We start from the raw sequence: 24,861 nt of genomic DNA, 5'->3' as shown, positions 1-24,861 counted from the left end.
GCACGTTGCACCGCGAGCTGGCTCGGCGAGAATGGGAGACAAGAGCTCATGTACCGCAATCGCTTCGTTCAGCTGAGCGCGGCGGACGTGGGGGTTCAGGTCGACTCGTTCGTGCCCGGTGTACTCGTGGTGGATGCGGACGCCGTTAGCGACGGGGTCGGGGATAGTGGCACCCCGAGCATCGCGGCCATCCCCGTCGGTCCCGATGTCGAGGTTGAGCTCGATGTGAGCCTGGCGACGTTTCGCTTGAACGGCTGCCCTTCGGGCGAGGGTGCGTTCCTGCGGTTCGAGATGTCGTCTGGGCCGTCGCTGTGCGGACGTTCCTGTATAGCGCTCGGCGAGTTCGGGCCGCCGTCGACGAAGGGTGTCGTTCCCTGGGTGACCTCGGCAGGCACGCTATGGCAGTGGCAGGTTCCGGACGAGGAACGGGTCGACCCGGTTCCGATCGTTAGCACCCGAAGCGACGATCCGACGTTCGATGTGAACGACGTCCTCCGCTTCGTCTCTCTGCAGCCGCAGTATGGAGATCCCCCGATGTGACGGATCGCCAACGGTAGGACTGCCGGAGGTGATCTGTATCGACCCGGGCCACAGAGGGAGGTGCCGGTCATCCCGGCCATCCACCGAGCTGTCGGGGGGTGGAAAGATCCGATGGCGATGTCCGGCTAGCACGAGACTGACCTTGATGTCATTCAATGCTGCGCAAAGCTCGTCGGCATCGTCAAGGGCGCAGGTCGTTAGCGCTTGGAGGATGTGGTTATCGAACATGTGGGGAGGATGGTGCATAAGCGCGACACGAAGCGCGCCTGCTTGGGGAGCGCCGATAGCGCGGATCTCGCCCAGGGGGTCGGTGGCGGCGCTCAATGGCAACTCCGCACCGGGGAGATGGCCAGTGACGCGTCCCGATCCGCACACGCCTCCGCGAAGCGCTCCCATCAGGCCGGCGGCCCAAACCGTATTGACTAGGACAAAGGACAGGTCGTCACTGATCTCGACCAGGCGTGGCAGAGGTGGCGGCATGTGACCGTCATCGGCCAGCCGTCGCACAGCACCCATCTGTCCGATTGGGCGAAATAGAGGCCAGGTTCCAGGCCACACGTCGTGATTGCCGAACAGATCGATGATGTGCGCCACCCCCGCGTCTCGCAGTCGGGGATAGAGAGTCTCTTGAAGGAAGTCGAAGCCTTGGAATGGTTCTGTGCCTAACTGACCATATGCCTCTACATCTCCGGTCTGAACGACGATCACCGGGCCCGCCCCATCGATCCATTGCACCTCGCTTTCAACGGCTTGGGGAACAAGTCGCAGCAGGTTGCCAACGTCCCGGGGCCCCGCGTGGGCGAGTTCGTTCGCGAGAGGTCCTGCGAGCCGTGTCGCCCTCCGGGTGGCGGTGCGCTGCTCTTGTGGTGGTTTGGTGGCACCACGATGGTCAACAAAGAGATGAAGATCCGTGAGCTGCACGATGCTAGCGAAGGGCCTTAGATCCATGGTCTCTCTTGTGATCGAAGTTTGAGGGCCACGAGGGCGGATGCGCCAAGGTAGCGCTGAGGCAACCCTGCCCGCAGCTATCCAGCTACTTGCGTCAAGCGCAGACGCTCAGAGTCTTGTCCGACATCGATTTGTCACCACAGCCCTGGATCCCCTTCGACACCGCTGCAACGATAGGCAACCCAAGTCAAACTGAAGTGGCTTACTCGACCGTTGCGTTATGCGCGTGACGTGTCCCACATCCGGTTGCCTAACGGTGGCTTGGCGATATGCACTTGACGCATGGCGTTCACTACTCCCTGAGCAGCTTTTCGAGCGTGGTCAACTGTATCGCCGGCCGAAGGGCTGGTGCTGACGACATCACATGCGGGGTTTACCCGAGATCCCGCAGGGCTGGCCGAGCGGCGGCGGATGGCGGCGCCTGATGTCCACGCGGTGGCTGAACGACGCACAGCAGCAAGCAACCACCTCGCGAGTTCGCAACACAGTCGCGACGCTTGAGCAGTTACCGGAAGAGGCGCCATGGGCATGGCCCGTTGGGGTAGTCAGTCGTTACGACAGCCCGAGAGCGAAACGAACTAGCGGGGGACGCACGAGGTGTCGCCGCACACGCATTCGGACCGGCCCTCCGATCGACGGTCATCTCACCTACGGCGTGGGTAGAAGTTCGTCTGCCTTCGCAAGCCTGGGCGCCGTCGCGCGCCGTGGCGCGCCCGAACCACCACCGACAAGGCGGAACGTCCCATGGAGCTCTCGATCAAGCCGCGCCACGTCGCCCGTTACGGGGAGATCGGCGCGCTGCTCGTCAAGCATGCGCTGCGGGTGCGGCAGGCGAACGGTGACGTGCTGGCCGAGGGTGACGAGCTCGAGGCGGTCGACGAGGATGACGTCGCCGCCGCCGAGAAGCTGGCGGCGTCGCTCGAGTCGATGGGGCCCACGTTCGTCAAGCTCGGGCAGCTGCTGTCGACCCGGGCCGACCTGCTCCCGCCGGTGTACCTCGACGCGCTGGCGCGGCTGCAGGACGAGGTCGAGCCGTTCGGCTTCGCCGCCGTCGAGGAGATCGTTACCCGCGAGCTCGGCGTCCGCCTGTCCGACGCCTTCACCTTCTTCGACCACGAGCCGCTCGCCGCCGCCTCGCTCGGCCAGGTCCACCGGGCGACGCTGCGCAGCGGCAGGGACGTGGCGGTCAAGGTCCAGCGGCCCGACATCCGCGACCAGATCGTCGACGACATGGCGGTCATCGCCGAGCTGGCCGCCTTCGTCGACGAGCACACCCAGCTCGGCAGCGACCTCGGCTTCTCGGCCATGGTCACCGAGTTCCGCCGCTCCCTGCTCGACGAGCTCGACTACCGCCACGAGGCCGCCAACCTCGTCCTCCTCCGGGCCAACCTGGCCGACTACCCGCAGCTGATCGTGCCGGCCCCCGTCGACGACTACACGACCTCGCTGGTGCTCACCATGGAGTTCGTGCCCGGACGAAACGTCGCGTCGCTCGGCCCTCTCGCCCAGCTCGAGATCGACGGGCCGGCGCTGACCACCGCCCTGTTCGACGCCTACCTGGACCAGATCCTGGTCGACGGCTTCTTCCACGCCGACCCGCACCCCGGCAACATCCTGCTCACCGACGACGGTCGCCTGGCCCTGATCGACCTCGGGATGGCCGCCCGGGTGCAGGCGCCGCTGCAGGACCAGCTGGTGCGGCTGCTCATCGCCGTCGGCGAGGGTCGGGGCGACCGGGCCGCCGAGGTCCTCACCAAGATCGGCGACCCCCAGCCGCACTTCGACGCCGCCGCGTTCACCGCCGGCTGCGTCGACCTGCTCGACGAGTACCGCACCGCCCGCCTGGAGCAGATCCAGGCCGGACGCCTCGTCGGCGAGCTGGCCCGCACCTCCGCCGCCGCCGGCCTGCGCCCACCTCGTGAGCTGACCATGGTGTCGAAGGCGCTGCTCAACCTCGACGAGGTGGCCCGCCGCCTCGCCCCCACCTTCGACCCCAACGCCGAGATCCGGGACCACCTGCAGTCGATCATGCAGCGCAAGATGGCGGCCGGCGCCTCCCCCGGGAACCTGCTGACGGCCGCGCTCGACGCCAAGGAGTTCGCCGAGCACCTGCCCTCCCGGGTCAACAAGGTGATGGACGCCCTCGCCGAGGGCGAGCTGACCCTCAACGTGCAGGGCATCGACGACGCCGAGCTCATGCGGGGCATCCAGAAGATCGCCAACCGGGTCACCGCCGGCGTCATCACCGCCGCCCTGATCCTCGGCGCCTCGCTCTTCGGCCGCGGCGACGCCCGCCACGAGCTGTTCGGCTACCCCACCCTGTCGATCATCCTCCTGGGCCTCGCCGCATCGGCCGGCGTCTGGCTGCTGTGGTCGACCTTCCGCAACGACCTCCCTCAGCGCCGACGCCCCGGTCGCCCCTGACCGATCGGAGGCCACGCCGGCGCGAACCACCACCGCCGCCAGGCGAGGACCCGCTTGACCGCCCCGCCGGAGAGCCGTCGCTCAGGTCGGCCGGCGGAACTGGCGCCGCTTCTTGTCGGAGGCGATGTTGGCGAAGAGCCGGGCCGAGGAGTGGGCGGACTCGATGTCGCCGAGGGTCAGGCCGTCGGCGAGCTGCTCGGACTCGGCGTCCATGTCGATGCCCTTCTGGCCCAGTAGGACGACGCCTCCATCCGGTGGCGGCCGCTACGTAGGTCGGTGCGCTGGAGGTAGTAGTGGCTGATCATGTGGAACACCTCGCCTTCGCCCTGGCGGAAGGTGACGGCGACGGCCTCCTCGCCCCACTGGTCGCCGAGCTCGGGGCTGCGCAGCAGCACGTTCACCCGGGCGGGGTCGAGGACCGTGATCGGGTAGGACGACGCCTCGAGCCACCACTGCGGGTCGTCGCGCTGGTCCATCACGCCGGCGAGGTACGGGCTGGAGGGGTCGAGCACCTCGATGGGCACCACCGCGTCGGACGTGGGCCGGTGGTTGTAGGCGAGCACCCCCGGGAAGGCCGGCTCGATCACGTGGCGCAGGGCCCAGTCGGTGGTGAAGAGCGTGCCCCCGGTGTCGACGAAGCGCCCGACCGCGGCCAGGTCGATCTCCGACAGCTGGCCCGGGCAGTTGATCACCAGCAGCTGTCCGGGGTGCAGCCCGGCCGACGCGAGCTGGCCCGGGTGGACCATCACGTGCGGGAGCCCGAGCGCTTCGAGCACCTGCTCGACGTGGTCGTAGCCGCCCGGCACCACCACGATGTCGGACGCCTCGATGGCGGCGAGGGCCTCGGCGGCAAGGGGCGCCTCGGCCGCCATGCGGTCCCGGGTGAGCTTGGATGCGGCGGCGTAGGCACGGCGGCGATCGTCTGGCGGGGATGGAGGCACGGGCGGCTTCTGGAAGGTGGATGGACCTCTGTGGGTACGGCTCCGCTGTGACCGGTCGCCCGGCACCGTCGGTCGAAGGGGAATATTTAGTGCTAAATCGAGGTAGGAAGTCGGGTACGCCCCGAACTCCGACGGAGGATCCGTTCCATGGCCCGCTACGTGACCCGAGTGCAGACGCCGCTCTCGGCCGACGAGGCGTTCGACTACGTCGCCGACCTGACCAACTTCGCCGAGTGGGACCCCGGTGTGCGGCGGTCGGTCCAGGTGGCCGGCGCAGGATCGGAGTTGGGCGCCGCTTACGACGTCACCGTGGCGGCGGTCCCACGGGACCTGACCCTGCGCTACGAGGTGGTCGAGCACGACGCGCCCCGCAGCTGCCTCGTGGTGGCCCGCAGCGGGGTGTTCACCTCGACCGACCGCATCACCGTCGTGCCCGACGGCGACGGGTCGATCGTCACCTACGACGCCGAGCTGACGCTGAACGGGCCGCTCGGTCTGTTCGACCCGTTGCTGCGGCTGGCCTTCGGGCGCATCGGCGACCGGGCCGCCGCCGGGCTGCGCCGAGCGCTCGACGGCGTCGCCGTTCCGACATGAGCCACGCCGCCTTCTTCGACGCCGCGGCGGCGTGGGCCCTCTCGCCCGGCTTCAACCGGGTCAATCCCGTCGACGCATCGTCCATCGACAGCGCGGCGGCGCTCGAGGCGAACGCGGCGGACCCGAATACGGACGGGCGGCACTGCGGGGCGGCGACCGTCCCAGCGAGGCGGTGGTCCCCCAGGGCGGAGATGCCGGACCCGATGCGCAACCGGCGACTGGTCCCCGCCGCGGCGTACGACACTGCCCGCCGGGCGCACCGGTCCGCCGCACCCGAGCTCGACGGACGCCGGCCCATCGCCTCCGAGCCCCAACTGAGCACCTGGGGCGAGAGCGAGGCGTCGTGAACGCCGCCGACGTGGTCGACGCCGCACTCGAGTGGCCCATCGCCCCCAGCTTCACCCGGCTCGGGTACGACGTCCGCTCCTGCACCGAGGGGTGGAAGCGCCTCGACGAGTACGACCAGCGCGACCAGGTCGTCGTCATCACCGGTGCCACCTCGGGGCTCGGGCTCGCCGCCGCCCGGCAGATGGCGGCCAACGGCGCCACCCTCGTGCTCGTCGGCCGTGACGCCGCCAAGACCGATCGGGTGCGCGACGAGGTCGCCGACGCCACCGGCAACGCGCGGGTCGAGTCGGTGGTCGCCGACCTGTCCGAGCTCGACGCCGTCGAGGCTGCCGCGGCCGCCATCGCCGGCGCCCACGACCGGGTCGACGTGCTCGTCCACAACGCCGGTGCCCTCGACGCCGAGCGGCACGACAACTCCGATGGCATCGAGCGCACCGTCGCCGCCCAGGTCGTCGGGCCCTTCCTGCTCACCGCCCGGCTGCTCGACCGGCTCGGCGGCGGCGAGGACAACACGGGAGCAGCCGCCTCTCGGGTGCTGACCATGTCGTCGGGCGGGATGTACAGCGCCGCGCTCGACATCGACCACCTCGAGATGGACGCCGACCACTACAACGGCACCGAGCAGTACGCCCGGGCCAAGCGGGCGCAGGTCACTCTCAACGAGCTGTGGGCCGAGCGACTCGCCGACCGCAACGTGGTGTGCCACGCCGTGCACCCCGGCTGGGCCGACACCCCGGGCGTCGAGCGCTCGCTCCCCCGCTTCCGCACCATCGTCGGCCCACTGCTGCGCACGCCCGAGCAGGGCGCCGACACCCTCGTCTGGCTCGCCGCCGACACGGGCGAGCCGCTGGACACGTCGGGCCGCTTCTGGCTCGACCGGCGCCCCCGCCCCATCCACCGCCTGCCCGCCACCCGTCGCTCCGACACCCCCGATGAGCGGGCCCGCCTGTGGGACTGGTGCCTCGAGCGCAGCGGCGTGGGAGCCGAGCTGCTCGGCTGACCACGTCACGGCGGCGCGTCCGGCCGCCCCGCCGATGACACGCCCGAATGCGGGCCCAACGCCGATGGCCGCGGCTGCGCCCCCGGACCCGCCGTTATGACTCGTTCTCGAAGGCCACCGGGTCGAGGACAGCCCAGGCGGCGGCGAGGGCGACGCTCTGCGCCTCCCACTGGCCGTCGGCGCTGCGGAGGCGATGGACCGGGCCGTCGGCCCAGTCGCCGGCGAGGGCGTAGGCGGACCAGGAGCCGTCGGCGGCGGACTGGTCGACCACCGCGCGAGCGGTGCGGCCGTCGAGCGGGCAGGTCGCCACCAGGCGCCGCCCGTCGACCACGGCCACCTCCTGCCATTCGACCTCGGTGAACCCGGGGCCGAAGTGGGTGGCCTCGAAGCGCAGGCGGTACTGCCCCATCCGGTGGTTGAAGGCGTCGGCTTCGTCGGCGAGCTGTCGGCCGAGTGAGCGGGCCTCGCTGCTGTCGGGATCGATGTCGGGCACGGATGTTCCTCCTGGGTTGCCGGCGGGGTCGCCGGATCGGAGCCCCCGTGGCCCCGACCGCCGCCCCTACGCCCGGCGGTGTGACAGCGACTCGACCCGTCGGCGTTTCCCTCCGACCGCGGCTGGCGCCACCTGCGCCTGGAGAAGGAGTTCGCACGGCACGGTCTGCTGGTCACACCGGCCGGCGGCGGCCTCGACGCCACCCCGGCGCGGGGCGAGGGTGGCAGCGCCTCGACCCGCCGCCGCGGTCAGGCGCCGGCGGGCGCCAGGTGCTCGTCGAAGAAGGCGATCGTGCGGGACCAGGCGTCGTGGGCGCTGGGCTCGTGGTAGCTCTCCCGCTGGTCGCAATGGAAGCCGTGGCCGGCGTCGGCGTAGCGGACGACCTCGGCGGCCTGTCCCGACGTGGCCGCGGCCGCCCGCAGGCGCTCGACGTCGTCGACGGGGATGCCCTCGTCGAGGTCGCCGAAGAGCCCGAGCCACGGCGCCCGCAGGCGGGGCGCCTCTTCGATCAGCGGGTCGAACCCGAACCGTCCGCTGCTGAGCCCGCCGCCGTAGAAGGTGACGGCGGCACCGACGTCACGCCGGGTCGCCACCGCCAGCGAGACCGTCCCGCCCATGCAGAAGCCCACGACGCCGGACTGCGCCTGCGGCACTCCAGCCTCCGCCAGGTGGGCGAGCGCGGCGTCCACCTCGGTGAGGATGCCGTCGGCGGTGAGCGCCATGAAGTGGGGGACGACCTGCGACAGGTCGTCGTAGGGCAGGACGGGGTCGCCCGACCGGTGGAACAGGTGCGGAACGACAGCGAGGTACCCGGCGTCAGCGAACCGGCCGGCGACGTCGACGATGTGGTCGTTGACCCCGAACGCCTCCTGAACCACGACGACGCCGCCCTTCGGCGACGTGTCGGGCTCCCGGACGGTCAGCGGCGTGACGTCGGCCATCGCCGAACCCTAAGGCGCAGCGGCGATCTCATCTCCACGAGCAGCGAATGTGACGGTGGGACGCTTCCCCGCTTCCCGCAGGGGCCTGCGAGCTCGTCCCTGTCCTCCGGAGACCGCCGCTCTGGCTGACCGGCGCTCGTCGACGCTCTCGGCTGATCAAGCGGCGAGCAGCGCCGCCGGGATCACGGCGATGCCGTCGACTCGCCGATATGCCTCGGTGCCGGTGGTGACGATGGCGGCATCGAGGAGATCGTCGCCGATCGTGTCCGCGAGCCACCGGAGATGGCGCACGTCCTGGTCGCGAACAGTCGCCGCGAGCTTGACCTCCAGGGCCACGATGCGGCCATCGCCGCGCACGATGATGAGGTCGACCTCGTGCTCGCCGCCCCGGGTGCGCAGGTGGCGGACGTGCGCTTCGTGGGCCTGGGCGTAGGTGCGGACGGAGAGCGTCACGAGGGACTCGAACAGGGCTCCCAGCAAGGTGCCGTCGCGGGGCATCGGCGGCCCCGCCGGTCGGTCCTCGAGCAGTGCGTCGACATCGACGCCCAAGAGGCGGGCGGCGAGGGCCGGATCGGCCAGCTGGTGGACGGGCGACACACCGAGACGACGCAGCCGATGCCGGGCGGGTGCCCATGCCGGGACGTCCTCGATCATCCAGAGCTGCTCCAGGGTGGTCCGGTACGGGCCCGTGGTCGTCTTCGCCGGCTTGTCGTTCTCGCCCGCTGACGCCGCGTCCCGGATGGTCTCGAACGAGGCGGTCGTGGAGGACGCCGCTGCGTAGGCGGTGAGCCATCGACGAAGCGAGCCCCGATCCCGAACCCGGTGCCCGATGTCGGCGACGTCGCGCTCGACGATCCGATCGAGGTAGCCGTCGAGCTGGGACCGGAGGAGTCGACCGGACAGTGGGCGGATGGCGGGGAATCCCGACGCCGTGATCTCCGCGGCGTACTCCGCCAACCCGACGGTCGTGGCCCCGGCCACCGCCGGTCGTGAGCCGCTGAGGAGGTCGCCCAGCCGCACCGACGGCGCCTCGATGCCGCGCTCGGCGAGCGACATCGGCCGCATGCGCACGGTCACGATCCGCCCCGCGCCGGAATGGACCGGCGCCTCCGTTGGCGCTGCCGAACCCGTGAGCAGGAACCGCGCCGGTGCCGGGTCGCGATCGACGGCGCGGCGCACCAGATCCCACGAGGACGGGAGGCGCTGCCATTCGTCGATCAGCACCGGGGTCTCGCCTGATGTCAGGCGGTCCGGCGCGGCACGGAGGATCTCGAGCTGCCCGGGGTCGTCGAGCCTGAAGATGGTTGCCGCGCGACGCTTCGCCGTCTCGGTCTTGCCAACGGCCCGGGGACCCTCCAACGAGACCGCGGGCAGACCCGCAAGCAGCTCGTCGAGCTCGCCATCCACGATGCGCGCCTGGTAGCTCATGCAACGAACAGTACTAGTTGGACGGTTAGTACCCTACTATTCGGACGCTGCAAACCCTACTATTCGGACGCTGGTAGACCGCCGCCGCCGCCCCTCACACCTCGAACGTCGTGCCGACCAGTTCCTCGCTGAGGTCCCAGAGCGCCGCCGCCTTGGCGTCGTCGAGGAGGTAGGGCAGGAAGCCGTTGGCGCCCGGGTTGGCGCCGAGTACGCCGAGGCCGCAGTCGGCCAGGTAGGCGCCGTTGTTGGCGAGGAGATCGGCGTCGGTGGAGGTGGCGGCCCAGGTCTGGGTGGCGGCGCCGGCCTCGACGGACTTCCAGATGATGCCGCCCTCGATGCCGTGCTCGGCGGCCCGCTCCTTGGCGGTCTCCATCATCTCGTTCATCAGGTCCTCGGTGAGGTGGCGGCCGAGGTCGGTGATGATGGCGCCGGGGTGCACCGAGTACGACAGCAGCCCCTGGTCGCCGGCCCGGCGGGCGAGCTCACGGGCGAACAGGGCGTTGGCGGTCTTCGCCCGGCCGTAGGCGTCCCACGCCGAATACGGCGTGTGCTCGAAGTTGGGGTCGTCCAGGTCGACGTCGCAGCGCGAGTGGCCCGCCGAGCTGAGGGTCACCACCCGGGGGGCGTCGCCCCGCAGCAACGCCGGCGCCAGCCGCGCCGTCAGCAGGAAGTGCCCCAGGTGGTTGGTGCCGAACTGGGTCTCGAAGCCGTCGGCGGTGTGGCCGAACGGGCAGGCCATCACGCCGGCGTTGTTGATGAGCACGTCGAAGGCGTCATGGTCCGCCAGCCAGCTGTCGGCGAAGGCGTTGATGGACGCAAGGCTGCCGAGGTCGACGACGCCGGCGCCCACGTTGGCCCCCGGGACGAGCGTCGCCACCGCCGCCGCACCCTCGGCCGCCCGCTCGGCGCTGCGGGCGAGGACGGTCACCTCGGCGCCGTGGGCGGCCATGGTCCGGGCCGTCTCGCGCCCCAGCCCGACGGCGGCGCCGGTGATCAGCACGCGCCGGCCGGTCAGGTCGACGCCCTCCAGTACCTCGTCGGTCGTGGTCTGGTTGCCGAACTCGCTCATGGCGTCAGCATCCCAGGTTCGGGAGGACGCCGGCGGCGGTGCCCCCACTTATCGTTGGCCTGGTGCGATCTCGCGACACGAGTGCAGAGGCACGAGCGGTCCAGCTCGAGATCTACCGGTCGATGTCGCGGGCCGAACGCCTCGAGCTCGCCTTGTCGATGAGCGACGAGATGATGGCCGTGACCACCGCCGGGATCCGATCCCGTCGACCCGGCATCGCCGACGACGAGGTCCTCAGGGAGCTGCACCGCATCCTCGGCCACCGTGAACTGACCCGGTGACCGCCGCCGAGCTGCTGCGAGCGACGGTCTCCCTCCTCGACGACGCCGCCATCCCGCACATGCTGGCCGGTTCCGTGGCCAGCAGCTTCCACGGTGAGCCACGCTCGACCCAGGCCATCGACCTGGTGATCGATCCCGACGAGCGCTCGCTGACCCGGTTCCTCGACCACCTGGACCGTCATCGGTACTTCGTGGACGATGCCATGGACGCCCTGCGCCACCGTGGGCAGTTCAACGTGATCGACACGATGACTGGCTGGAAGGTCGACCTCGTCATTCGCAAGGAGCGCTCCTTCAGCCGGGAGGAGTTCGCCCGACGACGCTCCGTCGAGGTCCTCGGCCTCGCGACCTACATCGCGTCGGCCGAGGACACCGTCCTGGCCAAGCTCGAGTGGGCGAAGGCAGGCGGCTCGGAGCGCCAGATCGAGGACGTCGTCGGCGTCCTGTCGATGGCGCAGGGCTCCCTGGACGAGGACTACCTCGACCATTGGGCGGCAGAGCTCGGGGTCACCGATCTCCTGGACCGCGCCCGCAGCCTCAGCGACCAGTGACGGTCCAGCCCTCCACCTGCAGAGCCACGCCGCCGTCATCGAAGTGCTCTGGGGACACGGTTCGACGGGGACTCCTGCCGCCAGCGTCGTCCGGAGCAAGGATGCGCGCCCCGTTCGGGACGTAGCGTGCCCGGCGGAGGGATGACGTGAGCGCAACGACCGCAACGGACGACGAGCAGGGGACCGGGACGGCTCGCACGGTGGCGCGGGTGCTGTTGGGCGTCGCCCTCGCCTACGCCGGCCTCGCGCACCTCTTCTGGTCGCGTGACACCTTCCAGGCCCAGGTGCCCGACTGGGTGCCGCTCGACGCCGACCTCGTCGTGGTGCTGTCGGGCATCGTCGAGATCGCCCTGGGCGCGGCGCTGCTGTTCTTGCGCCGGCGCCGGGCACTGGTCGGCTGGGTGGTGGCCGCCTTCTTCGTGGCCGTCTTCCCGGGGAACATCTCGCAGTTCGTCGACGGCGACGCCGCCTTCGGGCTCGACTCGGACCTCGCCCGCGGCGTCCGCCTGCTGTTCCAGCCCCTGCTCGTCGTGTGGGCGCTGTGGTGCACCGGCGCCTGGGCGACGTGGCGGGCCTGCCGCCGGGCCTGATCCGGTCGGGCGCCGACCGGACTTCGAGGACGACCGGGGTCGCTGTCGCTCGCCCGGGACGTCCGCGTGCTCTTCCAGGCGCTGCTCGTCGTGTGGTGCACGGCGCCTGGGCCACGTGGCGTGCGTGCCGCCACTCGGCCAGGGTGTCTCCGCCGGCGCCGACCTGACGCCGGCGTCGCCGTCGGCGTCGACCACGAGGCCGCCGCCGCTCAGCCGATCGGCGTGGCCCGGATGAGGAGGCGTCCGTCGCCGGCGTCGCCGCCAGGGGTGGGCACGTCCTCGACCAGCTCGCCCTGCCAACCGGCGTCGGCCATCCACTGGAAGGCGGTCGACCGTGGCGGCAGGGTCAGGACGGTCTCGCCCAGGTCGGCGAGGAGCGCCTCGCGGGTGGCGGTCTCGTGGGTGACGGCGGCGTCGTCCTCCCGGGTGGAGAAGGTGAGGGCGAGGACGCTGCCCGGCGCCGACCGCTCACGGGTCGCCCCGAACACCTCTTGGACCGTTGCCTCGGGCAGGTAGCGCAGCAGGCCCTCGGCCAGGAAGAGCGTTGGCCGGGACGCGTCGTGGCCGGCGCCGGCGAGCGCCGGGGACAGGCCGCCGGCGGCCAGGTCGTGCGGGGCGAACACGATGCCGTCGCCGTCGATGGCCAGGCGGTCGAGTCGCTCGCGCTTGTCGGCCTGGGTGTTGGGGTGGTCCACCTCGAAGTAGGACACGCCCGGAGCGCGGAACCGCAGGCCGCGGCCGTCGTAGCCGGCGCCGAGGATCACCACCTGGCGGACGCCCCAGGCCAGCGCGTCGAGGATCTCGGCGTCGAAGAACCGGGTGCGGGCCGACACCCAGCCGAACACCTCGTCGCGGGCGTCGCCGAACCCGTCGATCAGGTCGGTGCAGAGGCGGTCGTCGCCGTCGGGATCGCCCGTGGGGGTGGACGGCCGGTCGAGCTCGGCCCGGTGCACGGCCACGATCCGTGCCGTCAGCGAGGGCCCGTCGGTGCGCACGATCTCATCAGAGCACAGCCGCCGACCGCCCGTGCGACCCGGTGGACGATCCCGCGAATCACCCGTTGAGCGGGGCAGCCCGAGCCGGTAGGTTCGCCGCCGCAGTCCTCCCGACCGGAACCAGCGAGATGCTCGGAGGGCCATCTCACCGGACTCCCGGGAGTTGACCCATGCCCGACCACCTCGTACTCGTCGAGGGCCTCGTACCCATCTGCCGCGATCGCACCAACCTCGGCGAGGACCCATGAGCGAGATCTCGCCAGCGACGGCGCCCTCAGACGACCAAGCGTTGTCAGGCGCAGGCGACGCACCATGGGGTGGCGGGGAGGACCTCGAGGCGGGCCGGGGCGATGGCGCCGCCGCACTCGTCGCACCGGCCGTAGGTGCCGGCCTCGATCCGCTCGATGGCGGCGTCGAGCTCGTCGAGGCGCCGCCGCGCGCTCTCCAGCAGCGACGCCACCTGCGCACGCTCGTAGGCGATGGTCGCGCCCTCGGGGTCATGCTCGTCGTCGGTGGACACGAGCTCGCTCGAGTCGACGATGTCTTCGAAGCTCTGCTCGAGGGAGGCGACCTGGGCGGCCACGGTGGCGCGTTCGTCGGCGACGACGTCGGCGTGGGACGAGTTGTGCATCCCCGTCCCTACCCAGGAGCGGGAGCGAGCATCGCACCTCGGTCGGCCAACAAGCGGCGCAGGACCGAGCGGTGACACCGGTCCGGGTCCTCGCAGTAGCACCCGACCGCGAGGTCGACCGCCGCCGACGCCGCCGCCAGCAGGTCCAGGACCCCGGCGGCGTCGGACCGCGCCATTTCGCGCTCGTAGCCCCGCACGAACTGCTGCCACTCCCGGTCGGTCGCGGCGGCCCGGCCCTTCGCCATCAGCTCGGCGCTCGGGGCGAGGACCGGCAGCCAGACGTCGTAGTAGTCGAGCCGCCCGAGGTCCTCCTTACGCACGCCCCGGGGCGGCCGGCGGACGGTCCCGAGGCGCAGTCCCTCGGACTGACCACGCGGCGATCCCAGGCGGACGACGTGGACGGCCACGACGCCAGTGTGCCCGGCGGCGCCGGCCGTGGCTCAGGGCCGAGACGCGACGAACTCGACGCAGTAGCCGTCGGATTCCGACAGCCATTGCGTCGAGTTCGAGTGGGCCGGGACGGGACGGGCCAGCCGGCGGGAAGGCGCCGGCGCCGCCGCCCCCGGCGCCTCAGACCGTGACGGGCGCCGCCGCGTCGGTCTCGGCCAGGAGCTCGCGGACCCTCGGGATCACCTCGGTGCCGTAGAGCTCGATGCTGCGGAGCATGGCGTCGTGGGGCAGGGTGCCGTGGCTGTACTTCAGGTCGAAGCGGGACAGGTCGAGCGTCGTCGCCGTCGCCGCGATCTTGGCGGCGACGGTCTCGGGCGAGCCGACGTAGAGCGAGCCGCCGGGGGCGGCCATTCCCGCGAACTCGCCAGGCGTCATCGGGCCCCAGCCCCGCTCGGCGCCGATGCGGTCCCGCATCTTCTTGAGGTGCGGGTACAGCTGCTCCTTCGCCTCGTCGTCGGTGGGGGCGATGTGGCCGGGCGAGTGGACGCCGACGGGCAGGCGAGGTGAGCCCGACTCGTCGAGCACCCGGTGGTAGAGGTCCACGAAGGGGCGGAAGCGCTCGCTGTTGCCGCCGATGATGGCGATCATCAGGGGCAGCTCGTAGCGGGCGGCCCGCACGACGGACTGGGGGCTGCCGCCGACGCCCACCCAGGTGGTGAGTCGGCCCGACTCGGTGGTCGGGTACACCTGCTGGTGGTCGAGCGCGGCCCGGGTGGCGCCCCGCCACGTGACCGGCTTCTCGTCGCGGAGCAGGGTGAAGAGGTCGAGGCGCTCCTCGAACAGCTCCTCGTAGTCCTCGAGGGCGAAGCCGAACAGCGGGAACGACTCGGTGAACGAGCCCCGGCCGACGATCACCTCGGCCCGGCCGTCGGACAGGGCGTCGAGGGTGGCGAAGCGCTGGAAGACCCGGACGGGGTCGTCGGAGCTGAGGACGGTGACCGCGGTGCCGAGGCGGATGCGCTCGGTGCGGGCGGCGATGGCGGCGAGGACGACCTCGGGGGCGGAGATGGCGAAGTCGTCACGGTGGTGCTCGCCGAGGCCGAGGAAGTCGACCCCCACCTGGTCGGCCAGCACGCCCTGCTCGACGACGTCTCGGAGCACCTGGGCGTCGGACTTCAGGCGCCCGTCGTCGTCGAAGGTGGCGTCCCCGAAGGTGTCGAGCCCGAGCTCGAGGTGGCGTCCAGTGGGATGTTCCATGCCGGCGATCCTCTCACAGTTCCTTGCGTCTGCAAGTATCAACGCAGGAGGGCGCCAGGCATTCCCGTCCGCAGGTGGCGGTCAGGGGCAGGTGTCGGGCGGGGTGTCGCCGGCGAGGATCGACTGCATCCACGCCAGCGCGTCGGGGGCCGACTCGTAGCCGATCACCGTGTGGCTCAGGCCGGGGTACACCTTGTAGTCGACGGTGTCGCCCTGCCGGCAGAGGTGGTGCACGAGGCGGTTGGTCGACCGCTCGGGCACCACCTCGTCGGCGCTGTCCTGCGCCAGGAACACCGGCGCGCCGGCGGGGTCCCCACCCGGGCTGTTCTCGGTGAGCAGGTCGCCCCACGGCGCCACCGACGCCGGGTCGTCGGTGGCGTAGAAGCCGCCGATGAGCGGCGTGGCGATGCGCTCGATGCGGGCGTACTGGCGGGGGATGACGTCGCACAGCCGCTCGAGCCGCGGGAGCGCGTCCTGACCGGCGCTGGTGACCATCTGGTCGATGTCCATGTCCGGGTTGTCGTCCTTGTACACCTGGTAGAAGGCGTTCATGGCCCACCCACCGAGGGCGATGCCGTCGACGGTGTTCTCGTCGAGGTCGAACACCTCGGCCAGCTCGCCCGCCGGCGCCGCCGCGGCGACACCGGCCAGCTCCAGCTCGGGGGCGTAGTCGGCGGCCATCTGGCCCGCGAACAGCGACGCCTGCCCACCTTGCGAGTGGCCCCACGTGAACACGGTGCTACCGGCGTGGGCCTCGTCGATCTGGCGGGCGGCCCGGACGGCGTCGAGCGTGCCCCGCCCCTCGGACTCGCCGATCAGGTACGGGTGCAGGCCCGGCGTGCCGAGGCCCTGGTAGTCGGTGGCGGCCACCACGAAGCCCGCGTCTAGGAAGGCGTCGAGCCCCGCCACCAGCGACGGGCCGTCGGACAGCACCGACGGGGCGCAGGTGTCGGCCACCCCCGTCGTCGGGTGGGCCCAGGCCACGACGGGGCGGTCACGACCGTCGCCGCCACCGCTCGACGCCGTCGTCGTGGTCGCGTCGGAGCCGGTGGTCGTGGTCGCCCCGCTCGCGGCGGTGGTCGTCGACCCGGACGAGGACGACGCGTCGTCGGGGGCGAAGACCATGCCGGACACCGCGATGGGCTCGTCGTCGAGGCCCGTGGACAGGTAGAGGATGCGCCACGCCCGGCTGCCGTCAGGCGCACCGTCGAGCGGCTCGGAGCGGATGAGGTCGCCCGGGTCGCCGTCGGGCAGCGGGTCGGGCGGCTGGTAGAACGGGCCGGCGGCAGGGTTGTCGCCGAGGAACGACGTGGTCGGCCCCGACGTGTCGTCGGACCCGGACGAACAGCCCGCCAGGGCCGCCGACCCGACCACCACCGCCAAGGCGAGACCGGCCCACCGGGCCCGACGCGCGCCAAGAGATCCCGCCCCTGCCTGCGATTCCGCCATGGCGCCATGCTCCCACACGCCCTCGGCTGGAGGAGATGACCCGCGACCGGCAGCGCGTTGCACTGCTCGGATCCGGCAGGCGTCAGAGATCGAGCAGCGCTCGCAGGCGGTTCACGTCGAAGGTGCCGCTGTTCTCGGGGGCGTCGCCGGCACGACGCTCGAAGTCGCGCAGCAGGCGCTCGAGGGCGTCGCGACGCGTGGGGTCGGCGGCGCACTCACGGGGCGTCTTGCCGTCCAGCGCCGGCACGGGCTCGTCGCACCAGCGCCGCTCCATCTCCACGATGAACGACTGGAGCGCCTCGGCCACCTCGGGGTCATCAGGATCGAGGGTCACGGCGGCCTCGCCGTCGTCCTCGGCGGCCGCGAATTCCTCCAGTTCGGCCACGGTCACCCTGCGGCCGTCCGGCAGCACCAGCGTCGGCGGTCGTTCGAGGTCGGCGACGTAGCCGGCGATGGCGACGGGGTCGCCCTCGTCGAGAAGGTCGAACACCCGTGCCTCGGTGCCGGGGGCCACCGCGAAGACCCCGCCGGCGATCTGGTGGCCCTCGCCGTCGGGTACCACCCGCAGGCAGTAGCGATCCCCCACCCGCGCCGTGTGGGCGAAGGCGTGGTCGACCACCACGTGGCGCTCACCGCTGCGCAGGTCGAGCAGGGTCAGGTGTGCCCCGGGCGCCGCCTCGACCAGCTCGTGGACGCTGCGGTCGACCAGCAGCCAGCTCGCCGCCAGCAGGGCCTCGTCGTCGGGCAGCAGCGGGCCCCGCTCGGTGAGGAACTCGTCGAACCAGCCGCCCTCGGTCAGCACCAGGTCGAGCACGAGCGGGTCCTGGAAGGACTCGACCACGGCCGACGGGTCGACCAGGTCGACGGTGCGGGCGAAGGCCACGGCGAGGGCGTCGTCCTCGGTGCGGTCGAGGCGGCGGGTGACGTAGGCGACCGACTTCCGCATGAGCCACGGCACCCGGTCGGCGAGGGGCGGCACCGGCACCTCGCCGAGGTGGCACTGCTTGTACTTGCGCCCCGAGCCGCACCAGCAGGGGTCGTTGCGGCCGGGTTCCGACCCAGCCGACGACCTCGCCATCTCGAGGAACGGCGCCAGGTGGGCGAGGTCCTCCTCGATGACGGGGGTCGGCTCGAGCCGATGCCACAGCCGGGCCGCCCGCAGGGCGTCGCCGCGGTCGGACACGTACCAGGCGAGGCGGTCGACCACCGCGGGGTTCTCGGGGTCGGCCTTCTCGGCGAGGACGAGGTGCTGCTCGGCCACGAGCGTCTCGCCCGCCCCCTCGGCCACCCGGGCGGCCAGGTAGCGGGCGGCGGCGACGTCGTGCGAACGGGTGGCGGCGTCGACCAGCACGTCGACGAGGCCCTCGGCCCAACTCGACGTGTCGGGGTCGCCGAGCGCGTCGGCGAGCTCGTCGGCCACGAAGAGCAGGACGAGCTCGTCGTCGAGCGCGGCCAGGGCGCGACGGATCGTCGTCGGGTTCACCCCGTCGAGGCCCGCCAGCCCGATGTCTTCCGGGTCCTCGCCGTCGATGACGTCGGCCAGGTACAGGACGAAGCGGGCCTCGTCGCCGGCGGCCTCTTCCTCCCGGCCGAAGAAGTCGAGGATGCGGCCGAAGCGGGCCAGCTGCCGACCTGACCGCCAGACGGACTCGTCGTGGGCGACCTCGTCGCCTCGTCGTTCGAGCCCGGCGGCGGCCGCCAGCTCGGTCAGCGGCGGGCGGGGACGTCGGAAGGTGTCGGGGTCCTCGAGCTGGAGACCGAGCAACAGGTCGCCTGCGGGGATGGGTACCCACGGCTCGGCCACCTCGCCGTCGTAGACGGCCCGTAGGCGCTCGGCGAGACCCGGGTCGGCCTCGGACTCGGCGACCACCTCGATGGCCACCCGGCCCACGGGAGCACCACGGCCCTGCTCCTCCGCCTCACCGCCGCCGGCCGGGTTGACGTCCTCGACCCGCACCGCAAGCAGGTCGCCCGGTGCGAACCCATCGAGCCACCCGTCGGGCCCCACCCACAGGAGGTCGCGTGCGTGCTCGCCCGAGAGCTCGACCGGCGAGCCGTCGGTCAACTCGAGGAGCTCACGCTCAGCCACGATGGGCAGGTCGAAGGCCACGTCGAGCACCCCCGTCCGCTGCTCGTCCTCGCTCAGGCGGTGGGTGAGGACGAGGCCGCCGGTGAGCGCGAACGGGCTGACCACCCGGTCGCCGGCGAGCAACTCGAGGACGCCGACGCGAAGGAGCTGGTCGGTCACCGTGTCCAGCAACATCTCGACGACCGGGTCGTCGGCGACACCCCCGAGCGCCTCGACGACCTGCGCCTGCAGATCGTCCAGCCCGATGCCCGGCTGTGCCCCGGCGCGCTCGACCAGCGCCGCCTCGACCTCGCCGGCCTCGGGGAGGGGGAGACGGGCGAGGGCGGCGGTGTAGGCGTCGGGATCGAACAGGGCACGCTCGGCGAGCGCGTCGCGCAGTTGGGAGGCGAGCACCATGGTGAGCTGCCGGAAGGCCGACTCGGGCTCGACGCCGGCGGCCAGCAGGCGCTGGGCCGTGGCCCACACCTCGGGCGGCTGCCCGTCGAGGATCTGGTTGGCGATCACCGACCGCGCGACGTGCTGTGGCCCGCTCAGGTCCTCGGGGAAGCGCTCGTCGTAGACGTACGAGCGCTGGTCGAGGTCGCTCGGGTCGTCGAGGTCGTCGAAGACGTCGGCGCCGACGTCGGGCCCGAACACGAAGGCGATGCGCTCGGCGTCGAAGGTGCTCATGGCCCGAACCTACCGGCGCGCCGCAGCGCCGAGGGGCGCCGCGCCGAGCGTCGGCGCCGGCCCGTCAGCTGCCGCCTGCTACCAGAGGGCGTTCCAGTCGAGGATGGTGAGCTTGCCGATGGGGGGCAGGTCGGCTTGGGCCTTGTCGATGCGGCGGGTCTCGGCCTCGATGTAGGTCAGGCCGTCGAGGCCCGCCTCGCGCCAGTCGCCCACCTCGTGGGACTGCCAGTCACGGGCCCGCCGGCCGCCCTCGCTGTAGCCGGGGCGGACGAGGAACTCGCGGTCGTTCACACCCACGACCACGCACGGGCGGCGCTTGGCCTCCATGCCGCCGGACTCCTCGTTGTCGAACCAGATCTCGGCGATGACGATCGAGCCCACGTAGGCGTCGTCGACGTCGAAGTCGCGGGCGTCGTCGCCGGTGAGGGCGGCACGCCGGCGGGCGACGGGCGCCCGGGACGCGGTGCCGGCGCCGGTGCTGACGGGGCGGGCGCCGGGGGGCGGGCCGACCGGACGGGCACCGGGGGGCGCGCCGAGGGGACGGGCACCGGGCGGCGCGCCGAGGGGCGCCGCCTTGGGGGCGGGAGCCGCCGGTGCCGCCGGGGCGGGCGCCGGCGGGGTGGGGGTGACCAGGCCGGTGCCCGCGGTGGACACGACCGCGCTGACCGTCCGGTCGTCCTCGTCCTCCTCGTCGGCGGCCCGGACGGGGCCGGCGGCCGCGGCCTTCTGCTCGGCCTTGCGCTTGGCGTCGGCGGCGGCCTTCTTCTCGGCCTGGAGGCGCTTGCGCTCGGCCTCCTCGGCCTTGCGGGCCTTGCGGGCGGCCTTCTTGTCGGCGTCGGCGACGCGCGCCGTGGGGGTGGGGGCCACCGCGAGCACCGGGGCGCTCTCCAGCTCGGCCTCGTCGGGGGTGGCGAAGCGCTCGTCGGTGTCGAGCAGGTCGTTGCAGACCTCGGACGCCTCGGCGCCACCGGCCGCCACCATGGCCAGGGTCAGGCGCACCATCGCCAGCGGGTACTCGGTGTCGGTGATCGCGTTCACGGTCTCGAGCACGGCCTCGGCGGACGGGTCGTCGGCCTCGTCGCCCAGCCGCTCGCGGATCGTGTCGATGCAGTCGCTGCTGACCGCGCTGGCCACCGTGTCGAGCAGCAGAGGGTCGTGCAGGCGGCGCAGCACGTTGGGCGAGCCCGCACGCAGCACCGGCGGGCGCACCCGCACGGCCTTGGCCACCGAGTCGAGCACCGGGGCGGGAAGGCCCTTCAGCGCCCGGCGCACGGCCGCCTGGTCCACCGCCAGCAGACACACCCGCAGACGCTCGAGGCGGCGCACCTGCTCTTCGGGGTCGCGGGGCTCGTCGTCGTGATCGTGGTCGTGGTCGTGCTCGTCGACGTCCTCGGGAGCGTCGGTGGTGGAGGCGTTGGTCATGCGTTCTTCCGTGCGTTCAGTGAATGGTCCGGATGCACCCTAGGCGCCCCCCTCCCCCATCAGGCCAGCCCGTAGAAGGTTCTCGGGCCGTGCGCGGCCGGCGTTCACCTTCCCGTCACGCACCGGTGATGACCGCGAGACGCCCGTTGCCTAGCGTTTCGGCCATGGGTGACCCGACCCGCGTCCGCTTCCGCACCGTGCACGGCCACCGCCGGGCCTACCGCATCGCCGGCAGCGGGCCGCCCCTGCTGCTCCTGCACGGCATCGGCGACAGCTCGGTGGGCTGGCTCGACGTCATGGACGAGCTGGCCGAGGACCACACCGTCATCGCCCCCGACCTGCTGGGCCACGGGCAGTCGGCCCGACCCCGCGCGGACTACTCGGTGGCGGCCTACGCCAACGGCATGCGCGACCTGCTCACCCTCCTCGGGGTCGACCGGGTCACCGTGGTGGGCCACTCCCTCGGCGGCGGCGTGGCCGCCCAGTTCGCCTACCAGTACCCCGAGCGCTGTGAGCGCCTGGTGCTCGTGGCCACCGGCGGCGTGGCCAAGGCCGTCAACCCGTTCCTGCGGATCGCCGCCGCGCCCCTCGCCGAGATCTTCCTCGTCCCCCTCAGCCTCCCCTTCGCCAAGCCCATCGGCCGCCTCGGCCTCGAGGCCCTCCGCCTCAGCGGCACCGACCTGGGCCGCGACCACGACCAGATCGCCCGGGTCTTCGACGCCCTGCCCGACCGGGACGCCCGGGTGGCCTTCACCCGCACCCTGCGCTCCGGGGTGGACTGGCGGGGCCAGGTGGTCACCCTGCGGGACCGGTGCTACCTGGCCGAGGCGATGCCCACCCTCATCGTGTGGGGCACCCGCGACGGCGTGATCCCGGTCAGCCACGCCCACGCCGCCCACGCGGCCATGCCGGGCAGCCGCCTCGAGCTGTTCGAGGGCGCCGGCCACTTCCCCCACCACGACGACCCCGAGCGCTTCGTCGAGCTCATCCAGACCTTCGTGGCCACCACCCGCCCGGCCGACCACGACCCGGCCCACTGGCGCGACCTGCTCGAGTCCGGCCGGCCCGGCAGCGACGCCTCCGGCGACGACCCGCTCCCCCGGCTCGACCTCGCCCCCAGCGGCACCGACGCCCGGCCCCGGGCGGTCAAGACCGCCTGACCCGGCGGCGCCGCCGGCTGGACACGAGGACCGCCGGCGACGCCGTCCCCCGGGGCGCTTAGGCTCGCCGGCATGGGCGTCGAGCACCCCACCCCGTTCGCCAACCGCTGGCGGTCACGCTGGATCTGGTTCGAGCGGCCCGCCATCCGCCTGGCCACGCTCACCCGGCCCGAGCGCGACGTCGCCGGCGACCGGGTCGGGCTGTTCCGCCGCCGCTTCGAGCTGTCCGCGGTGCCCGCCACCGCCCCGGCCCGCATCTGGACCGACGGGCGCCACGTCCTGCGGGTGAACGGGGTCGAGGTGGCCCGGGGCCCGGTGCGGGCCAACCCCCGGCGCGCCCGCTACGACGCGTTCGACCTCGCGCCCCACCTCCGCGTGGGCGCCAACGTGCTCACCATCACCGCGGTGCACTTCGAGCAGCAGACGTCGTGGTGGACGCCGGTCCCGCCCTCGTACACGCTCGGCGCCGGCAGCCTGGCGGTCGAGGCCTGGCTGGGCGACACGCTCGTCGCCCCCGGGACCGCCGCCGCCGACGAGGACGACGCCGGCTGGCTGGTGGGCGACGCGTCCTGGAGCACCGTGCCGGGCGACGCCTGGACGCCGATGCCCATGCCGGGCGACGTCGCCTGCCTCCCCCTCGAGTCCTTCGATGCCCGGGTCCTCCCACCGGGCTGGGAGGACCCGGGCTTCGACGACGCCGGCTGGGCGCCGGCGATCGAGATCCAGCCCGTCCACACCGGCACCCACGGCGACCCCCACCCGCCCAGCGAGCCCTTCGGCCTGCTGCTGCCCCCGGTGCGGACGGGCGCCGGTGCCGGCCGGCCGGTCCGCCACGACGCCACCCTCGTCGGGCGCCTCCCCCTCCCCGCGGTGGTGGCCGCCGACGAGGGGGTGGACGGGCCCGACGACGCCCACACCGCGCTCGACCCCGTCGACCAGGTGCTGGCCGACGAGCAGCGGGCCGGGTTCCTCGCCGCCGCCGAGCACGGCTCGGACCACGCCCACGACGCCCCCACCCCCGCGGCCGGCGAGGTGCTGCGCTTCGACCTCGGCCACGTCGCCGCCGGCACCGTGGTGCTCGACATCGACGGTGCTGCCCCCGGCTCCGTGATCGACCTCGCCGCGGCCGACCAGGTGGACGACCACGGCCGCCTCGGCCCCATCGGCCAGCACGCCGGCCTGCGCTACGTCTGCCGGGGCGGAGCCGAGCGCTTCGAGTCGCTCGACGTGCTCGGCGCCCGCCACCTGCACCTGTCCGTGCGACCGCCCGCCGGCGCCGGCGAGACCCCAGACGGAGCCTCCGACGGGCTCCGGGGCGAGGCCCCCACGATCGCCGTCTCGGTCAACGAGCGCCTCCGCCCGAGACCCGAGGGAGCGTCGTTCGCCTGCAGCGACCCCGCCCTCGATCGCATCCACGCCATCGGCCTGCGCACCGTCGACCTCTGCGCCCACGACGCCTACGTCGACTGCCCCACCCGCGAGCAGCGGGCTTGGACGGGCGACTCGGTGGTCCACCAGATGGTCGACCTCGTCACCAACCCCGACTGGTCCCTGGCCCGCTGGCACCCGGTGCTCGCCGCCAGCCCCCGCAGCGACGGCCTCGTGCCCATGACCGCGGCCGCCGACTTCACCTACGAGGACCGCACCATCCTCCCCGACTGGTCGCTGCACTGGGTGCGGTCGGTGCACAACCTCTGGCGGGCCACCGGCGACCGCACCACGGTGGCCGAGCTGTTGCCCGTGGCCGAGCGCACCCTGCGCTGGTTCGAGCCCTACCAGGGCGACGATGGCCTGCTCGACGGGGTCACCGGCTGGACGCTGATCGACTGGGCCAGCCTGTACAGCTCGGGATGCTCGTCTCCCGTGAACGCCCTGTGGGCCCGGGCCCTCGAGGACCTCGCCGCCATGGCCGACTGGCTGGGCAACGCCGCCACCGCCGAGTGGGCCCGCGCCCGCCACGGTGAGGTCGCCGCCGCCTTCGACGCCTTCTGGGACGACGGCCGGGGCGTCTACGTCGACCACGTCGTCGACGGCGAGCAACAGCCCGTCGCCGCCCAGCACGGGGGTGCGGCGGCGCTCGCCGCCGGGCTCGTCCCCGCCGAGCGCACCGAGCGGGTCATCGCCCGGCTCACCGACCGCTCCCGGCTGATTCGCCACTCATGGGTGATGGACACCGCCACCATCGAGCGGGGCAACGACGGCGGCGCCTACCTTGCCTTCGGCTACCCCGAGCCCGACTGGGACGTGCACGAGCAGATGGTCGAGTGCGAGCCGTTCTTCCGCTACGTGCTCCACGACGGCATCGCCCGGGCCGGCCGGGCCGATCTCATCGCCGGCCTGTGCCGGGACTGGCAGGTCTTCGTCGACGCCGGCGAGACCAGCTGGCCCGAGAACTGGAACGGGGGCACCCGCTGCCACGGCTGGTCCTCGACTCCCACCCGCGACCTCATCGTCCACGTGCTGGGCATCACCCCGTTCGAGCCCGGCTACGACGAGGTGCGCGTGGCACCCGCCCTCGGCGACCTCGAGTGGGCCCGCGCCACGGTCCCCACCCCCCACGGCTTCGTGACCGTCGAGGCGCACGCCGACGGCCGGGTGGACATCGACAGCCCCGTCCCCGTCGTCCGCGACTGAGAGGCGACGACCCGCCG

The 24,861-nt window shown here is 72.5% G+C and carries 22 protein-coding genes; 9 read left to right on the top strand and 13 right to left on the bottom strand.

Features of this window, described 5'->3' with window-relative positions; translation table 11 throughout:
- Positions 1-396: 396 nt before the first annotated feature.
- Positions 397-1,461, bottom strand: coding sequence for a hypothetical protein (locus tag JNK12_05310; GenBank protein MBL8775323.1), 1,065 nt, complete (start codon positions 1,459-1,461; stop codon positions 397-399).
- 771 nt (positions 1,462-2,232) lie between these two features.
- Between JNK12_05310 and JNK12_05305 the strand changes: the two genes are divergently transcribed.
- Positions 2,233-3,912: an AarF/ABC1/UbiB kinase family protein gene (locus tag JNK12_05305; protein MBL8775322.1), complete on the top strand. Its 1,680-nt coding sequence runs from the start codon at positions 2,233-2,235 to the stop codon at positions 3,910-3,912.
- A gap of 176 nt (positions 3,913-4,088) precedes the next feature.
- On the opposite strand, the gene JNK12_05300 is transcribed toward JNK12_05305, so the two are convergent.
- On the bottom strand, positions 4,089-4,853 hold the full coding sequence (locus tag JNK12_05300) for a hypothetical protein (GenBank protein MBL8775321.1): 765 nt from the start codon (positions 4,851-4,853) through the stop codon (positions 4,089-4,091).
- A 147-nt stretch (positions 4,854-5,000) separates the two neighbouring features.
- On the opposite strand from JNK12_05300, the gene JNK12_05295 reads away from it, so the two are divergent.
- From JNK12_05295 to JNK12_05285, 3 genes are read left to right on the top strand one after another with little or no spacing between them, the layout of a single operon-like run.
- A complete protein-coding gene (locus JNK12_05295) occupies positions 5,001-5,447 on the top strand; it encodes an SRPBCC family protein (protein ID MBL8775320.1) in 447 nt (148 codons plus the stop codon).
- Positions 5,444-5,794 carry a hypothetical protein gene (locus JNK12_05290; GenBank protein MBL8775319.1) on the top strand — a complete coding sequence of 117 codons (351 nt, stop codon included), beginning with the start codon at positions 5,444-5,446 and terminating at the stop codon, positions 5,792-5,794. The genes JNK12_05295 and JNK12_05290 overlap by 4 nt, the downstream gene beginning before the upstream one ends.
- The gene (locus JNK12_05285) at positions 5,791-6,795 is read left to right on the top strand and encodes an SDR family NAD(P)-dependent oxidoreductase (GenBank protein ID MBL8775318.1); all 1,005 of its coding nucleotides are present in this window, start codon (positions 5,791-5,793) and stop codon (positions 6,793-6,795) included. Before JNK12_05290 ends, JNK12_05285 begins: the two co-directional genes overlap by 4 nt.
- A 94-nt stretch (positions 6,796-6,889) precedes the next feature.
- On the opposite strand, the gene JNK12_05280 is transcribed toward JNK12_05285, so the two are convergent.
- The 4 genes from JNK12_05280 to JNK12_05265 form a co-directional block, all read right to left on the bottom strand.
- The gene (locus JNK12_05280) at positions 6,890-7,288 is read right to left on the bottom strand and encodes a hypothetical protein (GenBank protein MBL8775317.1); all 399 of its coding nucleotides are present in this window, start codon (positions 7,286-7,288) and stop codon (positions 6,890-6,892) included.
- 248 nt (positions 7,289-7,536) lie between these two features.
- On the bottom strand, positions 7,537-8,229 hold the full coding sequence (locus tag JNK12_05275) for a dienelactone hydrolase family protein (protein ID MBL8775316.1): 693 nt from the start codon (positions 8,227-8,229) through the stop codon (positions 7,537-7,539).
- Positions 8,230-8,385: 156 nt separating this feature from the next.
- Positions 8,386-9,657, bottom strand: a complete 1,272-nt coding sequence (locus JNK12_05270; protein ID MBL8775315.1) for an ATP-binding protein — start codon at positions 9,655-9,657, stop codon at positions 8,386-8,388.
- 94 nt (positions 9,658-9,751) lie between these two features.
- Positions 9,752-10,726 carry an SDR family NAD(P)-dependent oxidoreductase gene (locus JNK12_05265; GenBank protein ID MBL8775314.1) on the bottom strand — a complete coding sequence of 325 codons (975 nt, stop codon included), beginning with the start codon at positions 10,724-10,726 and terminating at the stop codon, positions 9,752-9,754.
- Positions 10,727-10,788: 62 nt separating this feature from the next.
- On the opposite strand from JNK12_05265, the gene JNK12_05260 reads away from it, so the two are divergent.
- The 3 genes from JNK12_05260 to JNK12_05250 all read left to right on the top strand — a co-directional run bounded on the left by JNK12_05260 (position 10,789) and on the right by JNK12_05250 (position 12,148).
- Complete coding sequence (locus JNK12_05260; protein ID MBL8775313.1) at positions 10,789-11,007, top strand: hypothetical protein; 219 nt, start codon at positions 10,789-10,791, stop codon at positions 11,005-11,007.
- Positions 11,004-11,558, top strand: coding sequence for a hypothetical protein (locus JNK12_05255; protein MBL8775312.1), 555 nt, complete (start codon positions 11,004-11,006; stop codon positions 11,556-11,558). The genes JNK12_05260 and JNK12_05255 overlap by 4 nt, the downstream gene beginning before the upstream one ends.
- A gap of 146 nt (positions 11,559-11,704) precedes the next feature.
- Positions 11,705-12,148, top strand: a complete 444-nt coding sequence (locus tag JNK12_05250) for a DoxX family membrane protein (GenBank protein MBL8775311.1) — start codon at positions 11,705-11,707, stop codon at positions 12,146-12,148.
- 209 nt (positions 12,149-12,357) lie between these two features.
- On the opposite strand, the gene JNK12_05245 is transcribed toward JNK12_05250, so the two are convergent.
- The 7 genes from JNK12_05245 to JNK12_05215 all read right to left on the bottom strand — a co-directional run bounded on the left by JNK12_05245 (position 12,358) and on the right by JNK12_05215 (position 21,050).
- Positions 12,358-13,143: a class I SAM-dependent methyltransferase gene (locus JNK12_05245; GenBank protein MBL8775310.1), complete on the bottom strand. Its 786-nt coding sequence runs from the start codon at positions 13,141-13,143 to the stop codon at positions 12,358-12,360.
- 292 nt (positions 13,144-13,435) lie between these two features.
- On the bottom strand, positions 13,436-13,774 hold the full coding sequence (locus JNK12_05240) for a TraR/DksA C4-type zinc finger protein (protein MBL8775309.1): 339 nt from the start codon (positions 13,772-13,774) through the stop codon (positions 13,436-13,438).
- Positions 13,775-13,782: 8 nt separating this feature from the next.
- Positions 13,783-14,181 carry a DUF488 family protein gene (locus JNK12_05235; protein ID MBL8775308.1) on the bottom strand — a complete coding sequence of 133 codons (399 nt, stop codon included), beginning with the start codon at positions 14,179-14,181 and terminating at the stop codon, positions 13,783-13,785.
- 163 nt (positions 14,182-14,344) lie between these two features.
- A complete protein-coding gene (locus JNK12_05230; protein ID MBL8775307.1) occupies positions 14,345-15,421 on the bottom strand; it encodes an LLM class flavin-dependent oxidoreductase in 1,077 nt (358 codons plus the stop codon).
- A gap of 81 nt (positions 15,422-15,502) precedes the next feature.
- Positions 15,503-16,870: an alpha/beta hydrolase gene (locus JNK12_05225; GenBank protein ID MBL8775306.1), complete on the bottom strand. Its 1,368-nt coding sequence runs from the start codon at positions 16,868-16,870 to the stop codon at positions 15,503-15,505.
- Between the two features lie 82 nt (positions 16,871-16,952).
- Positions 16,953-19,628 carry an SEC-C domain-containing protein gene (locus tag JNK12_05220; GenBank protein MBL8775305.1) on the bottom strand — a complete coding sequence of 892 codons (2,676 nt, stop codon included), beginning with the start codon at positions 19,626-19,628 and terminating at the stop codon, positions 16,953-16,955.
- A 78-nt stretch (positions 19,629-19,706) separates the two neighbouring features.
- Positions 19,707-21,050, bottom strand: coding sequence for a hypothetical protein (locus JNK12_05215; GenBank protein MBL8775304.1), 1,344 nt, complete (start codon positions 21,048-21,050; stop codon positions 19,707-19,709).
- 164 nt (positions 21,051-21,214) lie between these two features.
- Here JNK12_05215 and JNK12_05210 point away from each other — a divergent pair, with 164 nt between their 5' ends.
- Positions 21,215-22,210, top strand: a complete 996-nt coding sequence (locus tag JNK12_05210) for an alpha/beta hydrolase (GenBank protein MBL8775303.1) — start codon at positions 21,215-21,217, stop codon at positions 22,208-22,210.
- Between the two features lie 72 nt (positions 22,211-22,282).
- Positions 22,283-24,844, top strand: a complete 2,562-nt coding sequence (locus JNK12_05205) for a hypothetical protein (GenBank protein ID MBL8775302.1) — start codon at positions 22,283-22,285, stop codon at positions 24,842-24,844.
- Positions 24,845-24,861: the final 17 nt, after the last annotated feature.

It is taken from the genome of Acidimicrobiales bacterium (assembly GCA_016794585.1).
In the GTDB taxonomy this organism is placed as follows: domain Bacteria; phylum Actinomycetota; class Acidimicrobiia; order Acidimicrobiales; family DATDAH01; genus JAEUJM01.
The sequence above is the reverse complement of the archived record's forward strand: the minus strand, read 5'-3'. Positions and strand labels throughout refer to the sequence as shown.

Excerpts from the sequence above, each read along its gene's own strand:
- JNK12_05225 (MBL8775306.1), bottom strand. The coding sequence starts at position 16,870 with ATGGCGGAATCGCAGGCAGGGGCGGGATCTCTTGGCGCGCGTCGGGCC.
- JNK12_05270 (MBL8775315.1), bottom strand. The coding sequence starts at position 9,657 with ATGAGCTACCAGGCGCGCATCGTGGATGGCGAGCTCGACGAGCTGCTT.
- JNK12_05240 (MBL8775309.1), bottom strand. The coding sequence starts at position 13,774 with ATGCACAACTCGTCCCACGCCGACGTCGTCGCCGACGAACGCGCCACC.
- JNK12_05210 (MBL8775303.1), top strand. The coding sequence starts at position 21,215 with ATGGGTGACCCGACCCGCGTCCGCTTCCGCACCGTGCACGGCCACCGC.
- JNK12_05265 (MBL8775314.1), bottom strand. The coding sequence starts at position 10,726 with ATGAGCGAGTTCGGCAACCAGACCACGACCGACGAGGTACTGGAGGGC.
- JNK12_05295 (MBL8775320.1), top strand. The coding sequence starts at position 5,001 with ATGGCCCGCTACGTGACCCGAGTGCAGACGCCGCTCTCGGCCGACGAG.
- JNK12_05205 (MBL8775302.1), top strand. The coding sequence starts at position 22,283 with ATGGGCGTCGAGCACCCCACCCCGTTCGCCAACCGCTGGCGGTCACGC.
- JNK12_05220 (MBL8775305.1), bottom strand. The coding sequence starts at position 19,628 with ATGAGCACCTTCGACGCCGAGCGCATCGCCTTCGTGTTCGGGCCCGAC.
- JNK12_05215 (MBL8775304.1), bottom strand. The coding sequence starts at position 21,050 with ATGACCAACGCCTCCACCACCGACGCTCCCGAGGACGTCGACGAGCAC.
- JNK12_05230 (MBL8775307.1), bottom strand. The coding sequence starts at position 15,421 with ATGGAACATCCCACTGGACGCCACCTCGAGCTCGGGCTCGACACCTTC.
- JNK12_05305 (MBL8775322.1), top strand. The coding sequence starts at position 2,233 with ATGGAGCTCTCGATCAAGCCGCGCCACGTCGCCCGTTACGGGGAGATC.
- JNK12_05290 (MBL8775319.1), top strand. The coding sequence starts at position 5,444 with ATGAGCCACGCCGCCTTCTTCGACGCCGCGGCGGCGTGGGCCCTCTCG.
- JNK12_05275 (MBL8775316.1), bottom strand. The coding sequence starts at position 8,229 with ATGGCCGACGTCACGCCGCTGACCGTCCGGGAGCCCGACACGTCGCCG.